The following is a 13777-nucleotide window of genomic DNA, read 5'->3' on the forward strand; positions in this document are numbered from 1 at the left end:
CGTTCGGCTGACCGTCCGATGGCGAGCATCGATTCGAATATGAGCAACGATACCGCCCGAACCTCGCGATCCGACCGGCGTCGCGTCCGGACCGTCGTAAGCGGTGTCCTCCGACTCCTCGGCGACCTGCTCGCCGTCTCGCTGTGGGTCCTCTTGTTGACGCTCCTCTTCCTCGAGACCGCCTGGCCCCGCTGGGCGTTTTACGCCATGCTCGTGGGGGGCGTCGCACTCTACGTCACCGTGACGGCAGCCTGGGTGGGCGGCGACGACGAGCCCTGAAACCGAGCGGCAAGTAGTGACCTCGAGACGCCGCTACGCGACCGTCGACTCGAGTCGGTCGATCAGGTCGTCGTTGCCGACGTGTAACGGTGTTCGGTCGTGCAGTTCGTCGGGTTCGACGGTCAGCAACGACTGCGTGCCGTTCGAGGAGCGACCGCCGGCCTGCTCGACGACGTAGCCGATCGGGTTCCCCTCGAACTGGAGTCGGAGTTTGCCCTCGGGCCGGGACTCGAGTGCGGGGTAGCCGAAGGTGCCGCCGTAGGTGAGTACCTGGTTGACGTCGCCGATCAGTGCGCCGCCGTATCGGAGTTTGAGTTCCCGCTCGATCTCGCGGGCGTACTCGCGGAAGTCGGCGGGCCAGTCGGGGACGCGACCGCCGAAGCCGTAGACGACCGGTTCCGCGGGCAGCGTGACGTCGCGCTCGACGATCGTTCGCTCGCCGCCGGTGAGTTCGTACTCCGAGACGGTGTCGTCGGTGGCGATCACCATCGTCGTGATCGGGCCATAGAGGACGTAGCCGGCGGCGACGAGGGTGTCACCGCGGGCGGGGAGCGCGGCGTCGTAGATCCCGAAGATCGTCCCCATCGTGTTGTTGGATTTGAGGTTCGACGAGCCGTCGAGTGGGTCCACTGCGACGGCGTACGCTCCCGACGCCGCGGGATCGTCGCCGCAGTCGACGATGTCGGCTCGTTCCTCGCTGGCGTACTGGCCGACGCCGTCGATCCCGGCGATTCGATCGCCGAGTAACTCGTCGGCCCAGACGTCGGCCTCGACCTGGGTATCGCCGCTGGGGTTTTCCTCCTCGACCGTCCCGCGGCGACCGATCAGCCCCTGTCGAATCTCGGTCGCCGAGCGGCTGATCGTCGCCACGACGTCCTCGACGACTGGATCGGACACCGTCATCCTATTCGGTGGCCTCGAGTGCCGCGTCGGCGGTCGCCTCCTCGTAGATGACCTCCTCTAAGGCGTCGAGGATCCGGGTCGGGTCCTCGCGCTGCCAGATGTTGCGGCCGACCGCGAGCCCGCTCGCGCCGGCGGTGACGGCGGCTTCGACGGTCGAGAGGAAGTCGTAGTCGGAGGTCTTCGAGCCGCCGCTCATGACGACGTTCATGTCGCCCGCCGCCTTGCACGCGTGCTCCATGGCGTCGGAGCTGCCGGGGTACTTGACCTTCGCGATGTCGGCACCGACCTCGAGGGCGATGCGGGTGGCATAGGAGATCGTGCTCGGCTTGGTGTCGTTCTTGAGCCCCTGGCCGCGGGGGTAAGACCACATGACGACCGGGAGGTCGTACTCGCGGGCTTTCTCCTGTATCCGACGGAACTCCTCGTACATCTCGACCTCGTGGTTCGAGCCGCTGTAGACGGTGAAGCCGACCGCGTCGGCACCCAACTCGGCCGCGTAGTCGACCGAGCAGTTGATCGCGGAGTCGGGCTCTCCCATCCACATGTTCGACGTGCCGTTGAGCTTCAGGAGGAGGTTGACGTCGTCCTCGTAGCTCGGATAGTACCCCTCCGCGATCCCCTTCTGGACGGCCATCGACGTGACGGCGTCGTGGGTCGCCGTCTCGAAGACCGTCGCTGGATCGAGTTTCTCCGGCACTGCTTCGAAGTCGACAGGGCCGTGCTCGAGCCCGTGGTCCATCGCCAGAATCAGTGACTTGCCGTCGCGAACGATCGGAGAGTCGTCGATCGGAATCATCTGTTAGACGGTCCAACAGGCCGCTATAAATCTCTGATGATCCGAGTTACTGAGATTACGTACAACTGTAGTAAACGTGGCTGTTTCCGCGGGAACGGTCGTCGAATACTTTCAGGAACAGCCGTTGCGGATCGAACCGTCCCCGCTTGGCACCGGTTCGGTCGTCGTCGCGGTTTCACTCGAGTAGCTCGCGCGCGTTGTGTCGCCACGTCCGGACGTGCAACACGTTCAGATCGAGGACCGTCGCGACCGTCATCGCGTCGATGGTTGCGAGTCGCTCCGCCGATCGCACCCCGGCCTCGGCCAGCGCGTCGGCGTCGTCGGGGCCGACCCCAGTGACCGCCGTGACCGGGGTCGGTCTGGGATAGGGACGTTCCGAGGGGCGGTCCCGCCCCACCGAGACGAGCCCCGAGTGATCGTACTCGAAGGCTTGCCACTCCTCGTCGGCGCTGACGGCGATCCACTCGCGTTCGGCGTCGCCCAGCCCCCGGACCTCGCTCGAGCGCCGGTCGAGGTCGCCCTCCCCCTCGAACGACCACGGCAGCGAGTACCGCCTGCGGAGGCTGGCCGCGACCGCTTCGTCGAGACCCGCATCCAGCAGCGTGCGATAGGCGTATTCCTTGCCCGCGACCGCGTCGGGATCGATATCGGCAGCCTCGAGGGCCTCGCGCTCGTCGGTACCGATACCCGTATCGCCCCCTGTCCTGGCCGCCGTGTCGGTCGTCCGCTCCACCTCGACCGCCTCGAGCAGTTCCCCCTCCTCGAGGTCGCGTTCGGCCCCACTGATATCCGCAGCCGGATCCCTGTCGTCGCTGACATCGACGGAGATACCGATGTCGACGACCGCGCTCTCACCGGTCTCCGTCTCACCTGCAGCCCCCGAACCCGTGTTGTTCGCGCCGTTTCTTTCACTCACGCGGTTCATCAACTCTGTCTCGAACTCTCGGGCGTCGACCTTGAAAGTTTCTCCGGCCGCGGATCAGCGGCGCTCGTCCCCGCTCGTGGACGGGCGTCACCACGTGAGGAACAGCGAAGTCCAGGTACCCGATCGGCACAGAACGCTGCCCGACAGTGCCGCCAGGGGAACGACCGCATCGGACAGGCGGTACTGTCCCGTCCCTGCCGACCGCCCGCGACCGGCGAGTGATACGGTCTCCTGTCCGTCAGTGCCGGTGGGACCGGGACCACCTTGCGGCCCCACCGGTCAATCGGGACAGCAAACCGTATGAAATGCGGGCTACTGCGAGGGGGCACCCTCCGTCGAATCGACAGTCACTCTGTCGTGAATGTGCCCCTCGCGGCGTTTCAGGTGTCGGGGCGTCCGATCGTTGGACACTGCCAGTATCTCCGCGACGATACTGTGTGCGATCTGGTAAGGGGAGCCGCCGCCGAGGTCGAGCCCGATCGGCGTGTACAGCGGCGACAACTCCCCTTCCTCGAACGACCGTCCCTCGTCCTCGAACGCCTCGAGCATCTCCTCGAACCGCTTGCGGGGCCCCATCAGACCGATGTAGGGAACCGACGACTCCAGTAACTGCTCGACCGTCAACCGATCGTCGACGAAGTTGTGGGTCATGACGACCGCGTAGGTGCGGTCGTCGAGGTCGAGTTCGTCGTCGACGGCTGCCGGCGAGGTCGTTATCGTTTCGTCGGCGTCCGGAAATCGGTCCGCGAGGTCGACGCCACCGCGGAACCCGACGACGGTCACGCGGAAGTCGTTTTTCGCGGCCAGTTCGGTGACCGGTCCCACGTCGTGGCCGGTTCCGAACACGACAAGCTCCGAGGGTGCTGCGAGCCCGTCGATGAACACCTCGAGTTCCCCGTCCGACTCGAGTTCGACGACGTCGGCTCGGCCGCGCTCGGTGAGATCCGCCGCGGGCTCCGACAGCGCGGCGGGCCAGTCCGTCGCCGGCTCGCCGTCCGGGGTCACGAGCCGCCCATCCCCGGGATGGTAGTACGCGCGGTCGCCACGGCCGAGGGAGCCGTCCGCTCCCTCGAGAACGGTGAGAACGGCGACGTTCCGTCCGTCGGCGAAGGCCTCGACGGCGGGACGATAGGTCTCGGTCAACGGCTCCAGCAGGACGTCGATGATCCCGTTGCAGCCGACGCCGAGCCCCCAGACGTCCTCGTCGTCCTCCATCAGGTCGTAGGTCACCAGCTCCGGACGGCCGCGTTCGCGAACCGACTCGGCCGCCGCGAGCAGGTCGTCCTCGAGGCAGCCGGCCGTAATGCTGCCGACGCCCTCGCCGGCGTCGTCGAGGAGCATTTTCGCGCCCGGCCGCCGGTAGGCGTTCCCCTCGACGTCGACGATCGTCGCTAAGACGTCCGTTCCCGCCGTGTCGAGTCGTTCGTGAATGCGCTGTACCACCTCGGTCTCCGGTAGGCTCCAGTTGCTTCGTGTCATTGGTCGGTCCGCTGTCGGTCAGTCGTCTGTCGTCTCATCTCGGTTGGATCCCCCACTTCGCGTGTGTGTTAGTCCTTGACTCGGATCAGTCGATCGGTCGGCAGCCACGTATACTTTCCGAACGCCGGCGTCGTGCAGGTCCGTCCCGCAGGCACCTCGTGCGACGGCCTCGCGGACGCGAACCCGATCGGCCACCGACGCTCCGGCGACGACGTCCACGCCGGCGTCGAAGACAGGGTCGGGGAGGACGGACGCGGTCGCACCGATCAGGACGACGGTCGCCGCCGCCGGTGCAGCCGCGAGATAGCGCTCGAGACCGCCGTAGACGAACGTCGAGCCGGTGACGAAGACGACGTCCGCGCCAGCCATCGCTTCACTCGCCGCGTCCGGCCGAAACGTCGCGACGCGGACGCCCTCGGGTGCGGTCACCGAGCCGACGTCGGCCCGTTCGATGACGCGAACGTCGACGTCGTCGAACTTCCGGAACGCGGGCCGGAAGAGGCCGACCGTCGCGATCGTGTCGACGCTCGGGTCCAGCAACGCCATCGGATCGCCCGTTTGCCAGTCGATCGACGGGGCCGAGAGGGCGTTGATCGCCGCGACGCCGAGTGCGTTCTCGAGCAGTCCGTCGGCGGACGCCGCCCCATCTCCGGCTTCGCCAGATCGCCCCTTCGCGTCGATCGGCGACTCGCGGCTCGTCCGCGTCGCCCAGCCGACGAGCGTGTCGACGTCGAGGTCGTCTGCCGGTCGCGTGGGCCCCGAGGGACGGTGAGCGAGACCAGCGGTCGACTGGCTTCCGCGAGTCCCCTCCGAACCGGTAGCGGCCCGTGCGTTGGCTCCGGGTCGCGCCCGCACGCCCCCGAGTTCGACCATGACCGCCGCGTCGCCGATCGTTACGTCCTCGACCGTCGCTGCCTCGAGGGTGCCGATCGCCCGGAGGCGGTCGACGATCGCGGGAAGGATCGGCTCGATCATCGGTCCTCTCCGTCGTCGGTCGGCGCGTCGTTTTCGCTCCCGATGCGGCGGCGATCGTGTTCGTAGCCGATCGGTCCGTCGATCCCGTGGCGCTCGAGTTGGCGAGCCGCTTCGTCGAGATCGGCCGGTTCCGCGAAGCCGAACAGGCCGTCGACGTGGGGGAGACACGTCGCCATCCCCCGTGATCGGGGTTCGTACACCGACGAGACCGCCAGCGGATTGAGCCAGAGGATCGCGTCGGCCCGGCGTGAGAGCCAGGTGATGCCCGTTTCCAGGGTTTCCCGGTCGCCGACGTCGAGGCCGTCGCTGACCACGACGACGACGGTCCGGCGGTCCACCGCGTTGGGGTGGTTCCGCCGAAGGGTTTCGAACGCGTTACCGATCCGGGTCCCCCCACCCCACTCGATTTCGGCGTCGTGCAGGGCCGCGGCCGGATCGCCGGCCGCCCGCTCGAACTGCTCGGTCGCGTCGACGAGGTCCGTGTCGAACAGGAACACCGACCCCGATCGTGCGGTGTCCTGCAGTCGGTCCGCGACGGCCAACAGCGTATCGCGGTCGATCGTATCGAGAACGGAGCCGCTGACGTCGATCAACAGACAGCAGTGGAGTTCGCTCGGAACGGGTTCGCGTGTCGGCAGTTCGATCGCCGTCCCGCCGGTCCCGAGACTCGATCGGAGCGCTCGCCGCGCGTCGATGCGATCACCGCTCGCGGCCAACCGTGTCCGTCGACCGGGGATCGTCGCCAGCGCATCGACGAACCGATCGATCGCCGTGACCTCGTCGTCGGTCAACGAGATCCCTTCGACCGCCACGGGTTCGCGCCCACCGACCGGGCTGTACCGCCGTGCGTCGTCGCCGCCCGTGTCGCTCGCCCGCTCACCGGTCGCGTGCCGGCGGCCCGTCGAGATCCGGACGTCGACGTCCGCCGGCCCCTCCTCCGAGTCGGGCGATGGCAGTTCCGCGTCGGCGGGGAGTTCGGTCTCCGGTTGCTCCGTCTCGAGGGAGACCTCCGGCTTCGACCCTGCGTCGCCGTCCGGCGACTCGCCGCCCTCGTGGGTCGCGATTCGATCGAGTCCGGTCCGCAACCGGTGCCAGAAGGTGGGAAACGCCTCGTCGAAGATCTCGCGGTCGTCCGGCTCGGTGAGCAGCGTCGCTCGAAGCGCGTCTCCGGCGGGTTTTCGGTCCCCGAGTCCGACCACGGCGAGCGCTCGCCCCGCCTCGAGGGTGCCGTCGGCCGGAACCGTCGCGCCCTCACGCCGGAGTCGCCCGACGAAGCGGACGAGTTCCGTCAACACGTGGTTACGGGCCGCCTCGAAGTCCGGCACGCCGGTTCCGGTCGTCCGCTCGAGTCCGCCCCGCTCGGCACCCTCGGCGTCGGCGCGGTCGAAATCCTCGGCGTCGGCTCGGTCGGGCTCGTCGGCGGGTCCGAAGGGTGGCCGGTCGGAGGTCATGTGTCGGTCGAATCGACTCGCTCGTCGGCAGCGGCCGCGGCCGCTTCGAGCTGTTCCAGCAAGGCGGTGTCGACGCGGGTGACGTCCTGGACTTCCTTGAGGAGACAGCCGATCGTCCGTTCGATCTCGGCCGTCGAGAGCGCGTCCGCGTCGCCCTCGGATCGAAGCGCCGCGATCGCTCGCGCCCAGTCGAGCGTCTCGGCGACGCCCGGTTGCTTGAGGAACGACTCCTCCCGGAGGCGTTCGACGACCGCGCACACCTCGGCCGCGATCGCAGCGTCGAGTTCGGGAACTTTGCGGGAGACGATCCTGTACTCCGTCTCGAACGACGGCGGTTCGACGTGCAGGTACAGACACCGCCGCTTGAGTGCGTCGCTGAGCCCGCGGGTCCGATTCGACGTGAGGACGACGATCGGCGGGTTGTCCGCACTGATCGTCCCCAGTTCCGGAATCGACACCTGATAGTCCGAGAGGAGTTCGAGCAGGAACGCCTCGAACGCCTCGTCCGCCCGGTCGATCTCGTCGATCAACAACACCGGCGATCGGTCCTCGCCGGCGGTGAGCGCCCGCAAGAGCGGTCGCTCGAGCAGGAACTCGTCGTCGAACACGGACCGGGGACCGTCGGTTTCGGCGTCGGGTTCCGACGGGGACACCCCGCCCGTAGATGCCACGGATCCGGAGCCCGCGCCGGCTCCACCGGCGACGGTTCCTTCGTTCGATTGGACCGCGAGCAGCTGTTTCGTGTAGTTCCACTCGTACAGTGCGTTCTCGGCGGTGAGCCCCTCGTAACACTGGAGTCGAATCAGCTCCGTGTCGAACCCCTCCGCGAGTACCTTGCCGAGTTCGGTCTTGCCGCTGCCGGGCGGCCCTTCCACCAGTAGCGGCCGGCCCAGTTGAAGCGCGAGCTGGACGGTCGTGATCACGCGGTCGTCCGCGACGTAGTTTTGCCGCTCGAATCGCTCCCTGATTCCCGACTCGGATATCGCCTCGACCGGGAGGACCGGATTCTCTCTCGTCATGTGGATTCTAGTACCCCATTATCAGTCGACGCGAGATAGTCGTCCGGGTCGTTCCGAAACGAGTCCGCACAGCCGGGACAACAGAAGTAGTAGGTCGTCCCGTCGTGGGCGACGCTCGGAGCCCCGTCCGGATCGACGGTCATGCCACACACGGGGTCGACGACCGATTCGTCGTCGGGTTCGGCCGCCGACTCCGTCTCCGGATCGGGGTCGGTGGTATCCGTCGTCTCCGTTCCAGCCCTCGATTCGGCCGTCGAATCGGCTCCTGCCGTAGCCCGTCCGGTAGCGGCGCGCACCTCGACCAGTTCGGCGAGTAGGCTCGTCGCCAGCTCGGCCGCGGTCCCGGCCGAGATGTCGACGCCTGCCGGGTTCGTGACCCCCTCACGGACGACTGCCGGATCGTGCTCGAGCAGTCCTGCGGCCCGCTCGACGACCTCGTCGGCGCGAGCCTCGCTCGCGACGAGCCCGACGTACGGCGCGTCCGCCAGCATCCCGGCGGCGACGCCCCGGGCGTCGTACTCGCCCATCGAGGCCACGACGACGAACGGCCCCGTACCGACCGCATCGGCGATTTCGTCCGGCTCGAGCGTAGCGACGACGGTCGTCCCATCCGGGAGGTCGGCGTCCGCGCCGTCGGGGTCGACGATCGTCACGTCGACGGCGAGTTCGGTCGCCAGCCTGACCAGCGAGTGGGCGATCGGCGACCCGCCGACCACGAGGAGTTCCCTCGTCGGGAGTACCGGCTCGATGAACACCTCGAGAGTCCCCTCGCTGTGGCACAACATCGGGAACGCCGCGAGTCCGGGTCGATCGATCGCGTCGGGATCGGGTGCGAGACCGATCAACTGTGGGTCGCCGTCGGCGATCGCGGCCTGGGCCTCGCTGACGACGCGGGACTGTGCACAGGAGACGCCGCCGATCCAGCCGTGAATGTCGCCGTCGGCAGTGACGAGCGCGTGATCGCCGACGGTGGCGGAAACCGGCGGTTCGCGGCGAACGACGGTCGCTCGAGCGTACGGCTCCTCGCGGGCCTGCAGGGCCCGCTCTCGCTCGGCGAGCTCCCCGTCGGTCGCTGTGGCTGATCGATCGGACGTCTCGGTCTCGTCGCCGTCTACTGGTGTGTCTGCGGTCATTTCGGTGGAATCATATCCGCGTGCGCTCCCCTGCAGCGGGCGTGAGATGCACCCGGTTCCGATCGAGGGGGACGCGAGACGTCCCCGTTCGCGGTCGATCCGCGCGGTCGTCGTCGGACACGCAGCGTCCCGGTCGATCGGCACGGGCGTCGTTCGACACGCCGGGTCGCGGTCGGACGACGCTCAGTCGTCCGCCGTCCCGTCGCTTCGCTGTCCATCGAACTCGAGTGCGATGTTGTCGGCGGGGTCCATCGCGAGTCCCGCTTCGTCGAGTTTCTCCCAGACCGTGTCGGGCGTCATCGGCATCTCGACGTGGCTGATCCCGCCGTGGGACATCGCGTCGACGACGGCGTTGACGATCGCCGGCGGCGAGCCGACCGTCGGCGACTCCCCGACCCCTTTCGCCCCGATCGGGTGGTGGGGCGACGGCGTGACGGTGTGTCCCGTCTCGAACTCGGGGATCTCCATGGACGTCGGCAGCAGGTAGTTCATGAAGTCGCCGCCGGTGACGTTGCCGTTGTCGTCGAACGTGACGTGTTCGAGCATCGCCGTCCCGATCCCCTGGGCGAGTCCGCCGTGGATCTGGCCCTCGATGATCATCGGGTTGATGCGGTTGCCACAGTCGTCGACGGCCACGAACTTCTCGAACTCGACCTCGCCGGTCTCGCGGTCGACCTCGACGATCACGATGTACGAGCCGAACGGATACGTCATTTCGGGTGGATCGTAGTAGTTGACCGCCTCGAGGCCGGGTTCCTCGCTCGAGGGGTGGTTCATGTACGCGCCGGCGGCGATCTCGGTGATCGTGATCGAGCGATCGGGCGCGCCGGCGACGTGGAACTCCCCGCTCTCGCGGTCCCAGTCGATGTCCTCCTCGGCGGCCTCGAGTTCGTTGGCCGCGATGGCTTTCGCCTTCTCGCGGACCTTCCGGGAGGCGACGGCGGCCGCCGCGCCGGCGACCGGCGTACTCCGGGAGCCGTAGGTCCCGAGGCCGTAGGGATCGGTGTCGGTGTCGCCGTGCTCGACGGTGATGTCGTCGACGTCCATCCCGAGTTCCTCGGCGACGATCTGTGCGAACGTCGTCTCGTGGCCCTGTCCCTGCGTCTGGACGCCCACCCGGACGGTGGCGTTCCCGGTCGGGTGGACCCGGATCTCCGCGGAGTCGAACATCTCGACGCCCGCGATGTCACAGGACTTGCCGGGGCCGGCCCCGACCACTTCGGTAAAGGAGGAGACCCCGATACCCAGCAGTTTGTCGGCATCCTCCTCGATCCGGCGCTGTTGTTCCTCGCGGTAGCTCTCGTAGTCGGCCATCTCGAGGGCCTTGTCCAGGGCCTTCTCGTAGTCGCCGGAGTCGTAGTTCCACCCGGTCGCGCTCTCGTAGGGGAACTGCTCGGGCTGGATGAAGTTCTTCCGCCGGATCTCGGCGGGGTCCATATCGAGTTCGTCCGCGAGGACTTTCACCATCCGCTCGATGAGGTAGACCGCCTCCGTCACGCGGAACGAGCAGCGATAGGCCACCCCGCCCGGCGCGGTGTTGGTGTAGGCCGCCGTCAGCGTGCCGTAGGCGGTGTCGATGTCGTAGGACCCGGTGAAGATGTTGAAGAAGCCGGCGGGGAACTTCGAGGGCTGGGCGACGGCGTTGAACGCACCGTGGTCGGCCAGCACGTCGGTTCGGACCGCCTGGATCTCGCCGTCCTCGGTGGCGGCGAGCTCGCCGGTCATGTCGTAGTCCCGGGCGAACCCGGTCGACTGGATGTTCTCCGAGCGCTCCTCGACCCACTTGACCGGCTCCTCGAGGACGTACGACGCCGCCGCGGCGACGACGTAACCGGGGTAGATCGGCACCTTGTTGCCGAAGCCGCCCCCGACGTCCGGGCTGACGATCCGGATCTTGTGTTCGGGGATCCCCGAGACCTGCGCGAACAGCGTCCGGTGGATGTGTGGTGCCTGCGAGGTCATGTGGACCGTCAGTTTGTCCTTGCCGGGATCGTAGTCCCCGACCGCACCGCAGGTCTCGATCGGTGCGGGGTGGAGCCGCTGATAGAGCATGTCCTCTTTGACCGTGACGTCGGCCTCTTCGAAGGCCTCGGCCGTCGCTTCCTCGTCGCCGGTCTCCCAGTCGAGACAGTGGTTGTCCTCCTTGCCCTCGATGTCGTCCCTGATCACCGGCGCGTCCTCCTCGAGTGCGTTCTCCGCGCCGATGACCGGGTCGAGGACGTCGTAGTCGACGACGACCTTCTCGGCCCCGTCTTTGGCCGTGTACCGGTCGGTCGCGATGACGGCGGCGACCTCCTGGGACTGGAACTTCACCTTGTCGTTGACCAGGACGTCCTGCGTGTCGTCCATCAGCGTCGGCATCGTCGCGAGGTCGTGCTCGAGCAGGTCCTCGGCGGTGAGGACGGCGACGACGCCGTCGACGGAAAGCGCTCGCGACTTGTCGATGTCCTCGATCCGGGCGTGGGCGTGGGGACTGCGGACGATCTCGCAGTGGAGCATCCCCGGCTTCTTGATGTCGTCGACGTAGTTGCCCCGGCCGGTGATGAAGCGCTGGTCTTCCTTTCGTTTGACCTCCTCGCCCATCCCGCCGCGGCCGTGGCCGCAGTGTTTCTCGGGCTGTGGGCCGCCGTCTTCGGCCTCCGCGAACCGTTCGGAGTCGCTGCTCATTCGCTCTCACCCCCGGCGATCGAGTCGTGATCGCGATCGGTCATCGGTCCGCCACAGCAGTTCTCGACGCCACAGTCGAACTCGCCGTCCGCGTCGGTCATCTCGGCGGGCGTGATCGTCGAGCCGTCGGCGTCCGTGACGACCCCGCCGTCCGCGGCCGCGATCTCTCCCGCCTCGAGTTCCTCGGCGGCGTACTCGATCGAGCGGACGATGTTCTGGTAGCCCGTACACCGACAGAGGTTGCCGCTGATCGCCTCGCGGATCTCCTCTTCGCTCGGGTCCGGGTTCTCGTCGAGCAGTGCCTTGCCGGACATGAGCATCCCGGGCGTGCAGTAGCCACACTGCAGGCCGTGTTCCTCGCGGAACCCCTCCTGGAGCGGGTGCAGGTCCTCGCCGGCTTCCGGGAGGTCCTCCATTCCCTCGACGGTCATGAGTTCGCTCCCGTCGGCCTGCGTCGCGAACATGAGACAGGACTTGATCGGCTCGCCGTCCTTGAGGACGGTACAGGCCCCGCAGTTCCCGGTGTCACAGCCGATGTGAGTACCGGTCAGGTCCAGTTCCTCCCTGATCGCGTGGACGAGCAGCTGTCGCGGCTCGACGTCGATCGTGTGTTCGGTGCCGTTGACCGTCAGCGTGATTTCGCGCGTGTCTGTCACTGTGATACCCTCCGTTTGACCAGTCCCGCGCGTTCGGCGGCGTCGCCGAGCGCGCGCTGGGTGAGGACGTTTACCATGCGTTCCTTGTAGCCCGCGTCGCCGTGTTCGTCCGATTCGGGGTTGGACTGCTCGGCCGCCAGCTCCCCGGCGCGTTTGAACACCTCGCTGCCGGGCCGCTCGCCCTCGAGGTGGTCCTCGGCGTCGGTCGCCCGGACGTTCGTGATGTCGACGGCCGTGAGCCCGATGGCGGCGTTCTCGATTCGGCCGTCCTCGTCGAGGACGAGCCGTGCGGCCGAGCCGGCCATCGCGTAGTCGCCGACCTTCCGTTTGAGCTTGTGGTAGGCACTGCCCTCGCGTGGGGCCGGCGTCGGGACCCGGATCTCGGTGATGAGCTCGTTCTCGTCGAGGGTCGTATCGTAGGGCAGCAGGAAGAAGTCCTCGGCGGGGATGACTCGCTCGCCGTCCGGACCCTGCGCGACGACCTCGCCCTCGTGTGCGAGCACCACGCTACCCCAGTCGCCTTTCGGATCCGCCTGTGCGATCGCGCCGGCGACCGTGCCGCGGTTTCGAATCTGTGGATCCGCGACCAGCGGTGCCGTATCGGCGAAGCTGCCGTACCGCTCGTCGATCAGCGCCGACTCCTCGACGTCGGCGTGACGTGTGAGCGCACCGATCCGGAGCCAGCCGTCCTCCTCCTCGAGGTAGTCGAGCCCGTCGATGCAGTTGATGTCGATGACCGTTTCCGGCACGGCGAGCCGGAACCGGAGCATCGGCACCATGCTCTGTCCGCCCGCCAGGATCGCCCGGTCGTCCAGGCTCTCGAGCAGGCTCACGGCTTCCTCGACGGTATCGGGCTCGTGGGTCTCGAACTGTGCCGCTTTCATAACATGCCACGGATCCGGTCCGTGATGCCCGAATCCGTCTCGTCGACGTCGCTCATCTGTTTCTCGATGTCGCTGAAGAAGTTGTTCACGATCTTGTTGGCGACGGGGTTGATGACTCGCGAGCCGAGTTGGGCGATCCGACCCGAAATGTCGGCCTCGGTCCACCACTCGATGCGGGACCCCTCCCCGTCCTCGAGGGGGTGGATGTGCATTCCCGAATCCATGCTGAAGCTACTCCCGCTGGCGGTCCCGGTACCGGTCGCGGTCATGATGAACTCCTCCTCGTCGCGTTCCTGAATCGTCACCGACGTCTCGAAGCGGGGCTTGACGCTTCCGACGCCGACCTGCATCAGCGCGGCGTACTCCTGGCCCTCGACGAACGCCCGCGCGGCGACGGCCTCCGGATCGGCATCGGGCAGCGTCTCCGCGTCCTCGTCAGCCTCGTAGTCGTCGTAGCTGAAGTCGTCGTCCATCGGCGTGATGTACTGACACCCCTTCAGCGAATTCCGTACCGCGATCGGGTCCGAGAGGACGACCCACGCCTTCTCCGGCGGGACGTCCTCGAGTTCGAACTCCCCATCGAACTCCATTTATATCCTCCTCCGTCCGA

Annotated in this window: 13 protein-coding genes; 1 reads left to right on the plus strand and 12 read right to left on the minus strand. The window is 67.5% G+C overall.

Annotated elements, in window-relative coordinates:
• The first annotated feature begins 39 nt into the window (after positions 1 to 39).
• Positions 40 to 279 (plus strand): DUF8119 family protein, encoded by a 240-nt coding sequence (locus J0X27_RS16475; protein WP_207270231.1) that lies wholly within the window; start codon positions 40 to 42, stop codon positions 277 to 279.
• Between the two features lie 33 nt (positions 280 to 312).
• Here J0X27_RS16475 and J0X27_RS16480 read toward each other — a convergent pair whose 3' ends face one another.
• The 12 genes from J0X27_RS16480 to J0X27_RS16535 form a co-directional block, all read right to left on the minus strand.
• Entirely contained in the window at positions 313 to 1182 is an 870-nt protein-coding gene (locus tag J0X27_RS16480) for a class 1 fructose-bisphosphatase (protein WP_207270232.1), read from the minus strand.
• Between the two features lies 1 nt (position 1183).
• Entirely contained in the window at positions 1184 to 1978 is a 795-nt protein-coding gene (locus tag J0X27_RS16485) for a class I fructose-bisphosphate aldolase (RefSeq protein WP_207270233.1), read from the minus strand.
• 175 nt (positions 1979 to 2153) lie between these two features.
• Positions 2154 to 2903 carry a DUF7409 domain-containing protein gene (locus tag J0X27_RS16490; RefSeq protein ID WP_207270234.1) on the minus strand — a complete coding sequence of 250 codons (750 nt, stop codon included), beginning with the start codon at positions 2901 to 2903 and terminating at the stop codon, positions 2154 to 2156.
• A gap of 312 nt (positions 2904 to 3215) precedes the next feature.
• Positions 3216 to 4382: an XdhC family protein gene (locus tag J0X27_RS16495; protein WP_207270235.1), complete on the minus strand. Its 1167-nt coding sequence runs from the start codon at positions 4380 to 4382 to the stop codon at positions 3216 to 3218.
• An 18-nt stretch (positions 4383 to 4400) separates the two neighbouring features.
• On the minus strand, positions 4401 to 5357 hold the full coding sequence (locus tag J0X27_RS16500; RefSeq protein WP_207270236.1) for a Rossmann-like domain-containing protein: 957 nt from the start codon (positions 5355 to 5357) through the stop codon (positions 4401 to 4403).
• Positions 5354 to 6808, minus strand: a complete 1455-nt coding sequence (locus J0X27_RS16505) for a VWA domain-containing protein (RefSeq protein WP_207270237.1) — start codon at positions 6806 to 6808, stop codon at positions 5354 to 5356. Before J0X27_RS16505 ends, J0X27_RS16500 begins: the two co-directional genes overlap by 4 nt.
• Positions 6805 to 7827: an AAA family ATPase gene (locus J0X27_RS16510; RefSeq protein ID WP_207270238.1), complete on the minus strand. Its 1023-nt coding sequence runs from the start codon at positions 7825 to 7827 to the stop codon at positions 6805 to 6807. Before J0X27_RS16510 ends, J0X27_RS16505 begins: the two co-directional genes overlap by 4 nt.
• Positions 7824 to 8960, minus strand: coding sequence for an XdhC family protein (locus J0X27_RS16515; RefSeq protein WP_207270239.1), 1137 nt, complete (start codon positions 8958 to 8960; stop codon positions 7824 to 7826). The genes J0X27_RS16510 and J0X27_RS16515 overlap by 4 nt, the downstream gene beginning before the upstream one ends.
• Positions 8961 to 9143: 183 nt before the next feature.
• The gene (locus tag J0X27_RS16520; RefSeq protein WP_207270240.1) at positions 9144 to 11627 is read right to left on the minus strand and encodes an aerobic carbon-monoxide dehydrogenase large subunit; all 2484 of its coding nucleotides are present in this window, start codon (positions 11625 to 11627) and stop codon (positions 9144 to 9146) included.
• Positions 11624 to 12283, minus strand: a complete 660-nt coding sequence (locus J0X27_RS16525; protein ID WP_207270241.1) for a (2Fe-2S)-binding protein — start codon at positions 12281 to 12283, stop codon at positions 11624 to 11626. Before J0X27_RS16525 ends, J0X27_RS16520 begins: the two co-directional genes overlap by 4 nt.
• Complete coding sequence (locus J0X27_RS16530) at positions 12280 to 13167, minus strand: FAD binding domain-containing protein (RefSeq protein WP_207270242.1); 888 nt, start codon at positions 13165 to 13167, stop codon at positions 12280 to 12282. Before J0X27_RS16530 ends, J0X27_RS16525 begins: the two co-directional genes overlap by 4 nt.
• Positions 13164 to 13757, minus strand: coding sequence for an SRPBCC family protein (locus tag J0X27_RS16535; RefSeq protein WP_207270243.1), 594 nt, complete (start codon positions 13755 to 13757; stop codon positions 13164 to 13166). The genes J0X27_RS16530 and J0X27_RS16535 overlap by 4 nt, the downstream gene beginning before the upstream one ends.
• Between the last annotated feature and the right edge of the window lie 20 nt (positions 13758 to 13777).

It is taken from the genome of Natrinema longum, assembly GCF_017352095.1.
GTDB lineage: Archaea > Halobacteriota > Halobacteria > Halobacteriales > Natrialbaceae > Natrinema > Natrinema longum.

Excerpts from the sequence above, each read along its gene's own strand:
- J0X27_RS16475 (WP_207270231.1), top strand. The coding sequence starts at position 40 with ATGAGCAACGATACCGCCCGAACCTCGCGATCCGACCGGCGTCGCGTC.
- J0X27_RS16480 (WP_207270232.1), bottom strand. The coding sequence starts at position 1,182 with ATGACGGTGTCCGATCCAGTCGTCGAGGACGTCGTGGCGACGATCAGC.
- J0X27_RS16485 (WP_207270233.1), bottom strand. The coding sequence starts at position 1,978 with ATGATTCCGATCGACGACTCTCCGATCGTTCGCGACGGCAAGTCACTG.
- J0X27_RS16490 (WP_207270234.1), bottom strand. The coding sequence starts at position 2,903 with ATGAACCGCGTGAGTGAAAGAAACGGCGCGAACAACACGGGTTCGGGG.
- J0X27_RS16495 (WP_207270235.1), bottom strand. The coding sequence starts at position 4,382 with ATGACACGAAGCAACTGGAGCCTACCGGAGACCGAGGTGGTACAGCGC.
- J0X27_RS16500 (WP_207270236.1), bottom strand. The coding sequence starts at position 5,357 with ATGATCGAGCCGATCCTTCCCGCGATCGTCGACCGCCTCCGGGCGATC.
- J0X27_RS16505 (WP_207270237.1), bottom strand. The coding sequence starts at position 6,808 with ATGACCTCCGACCGGCCACCCTTCGGACCCGCCGACGAGCCCGACCGA.
- J0X27_RS16510 (WP_207270238.1), bottom strand. The coding sequence starts at position 7,827 with ATGACGAGAGAGAATCCGGTCCTCCCGGTCGAGGCGATATCCGAGTCG.
- J0X27_RS16515 (WP_207270239.1), bottom strand. The coding sequence starts at position 8,960 with ATGACCGCAGACACACCAGTAGACGGCGACGAGACCGAGACGTCCGAT.
- J0X27_RS16520 (WP_207270240.1), bottom strand. The coding sequence starts at position 11,627 with ATGAGCAGCGACTCCGAACGGTTCGCGGAGGCCGAAGACGGCGGCCCA.
- J0X27_RS16530 (WP_207270242.1), bottom strand. The coding sequence starts at position 13,167 with ATGAAAGCGGCACAGTTCGAGACCCACGAGCCCGATACCGTCGAGGAA.
- J0X27_RS16535 (WP_207270243.1), bottom strand. The coding sequence starts at position 13,757 with ATGGAGTTCGATGGGGAGTTCGAACTCGAGGACGTCCCGCCGGAGAAG.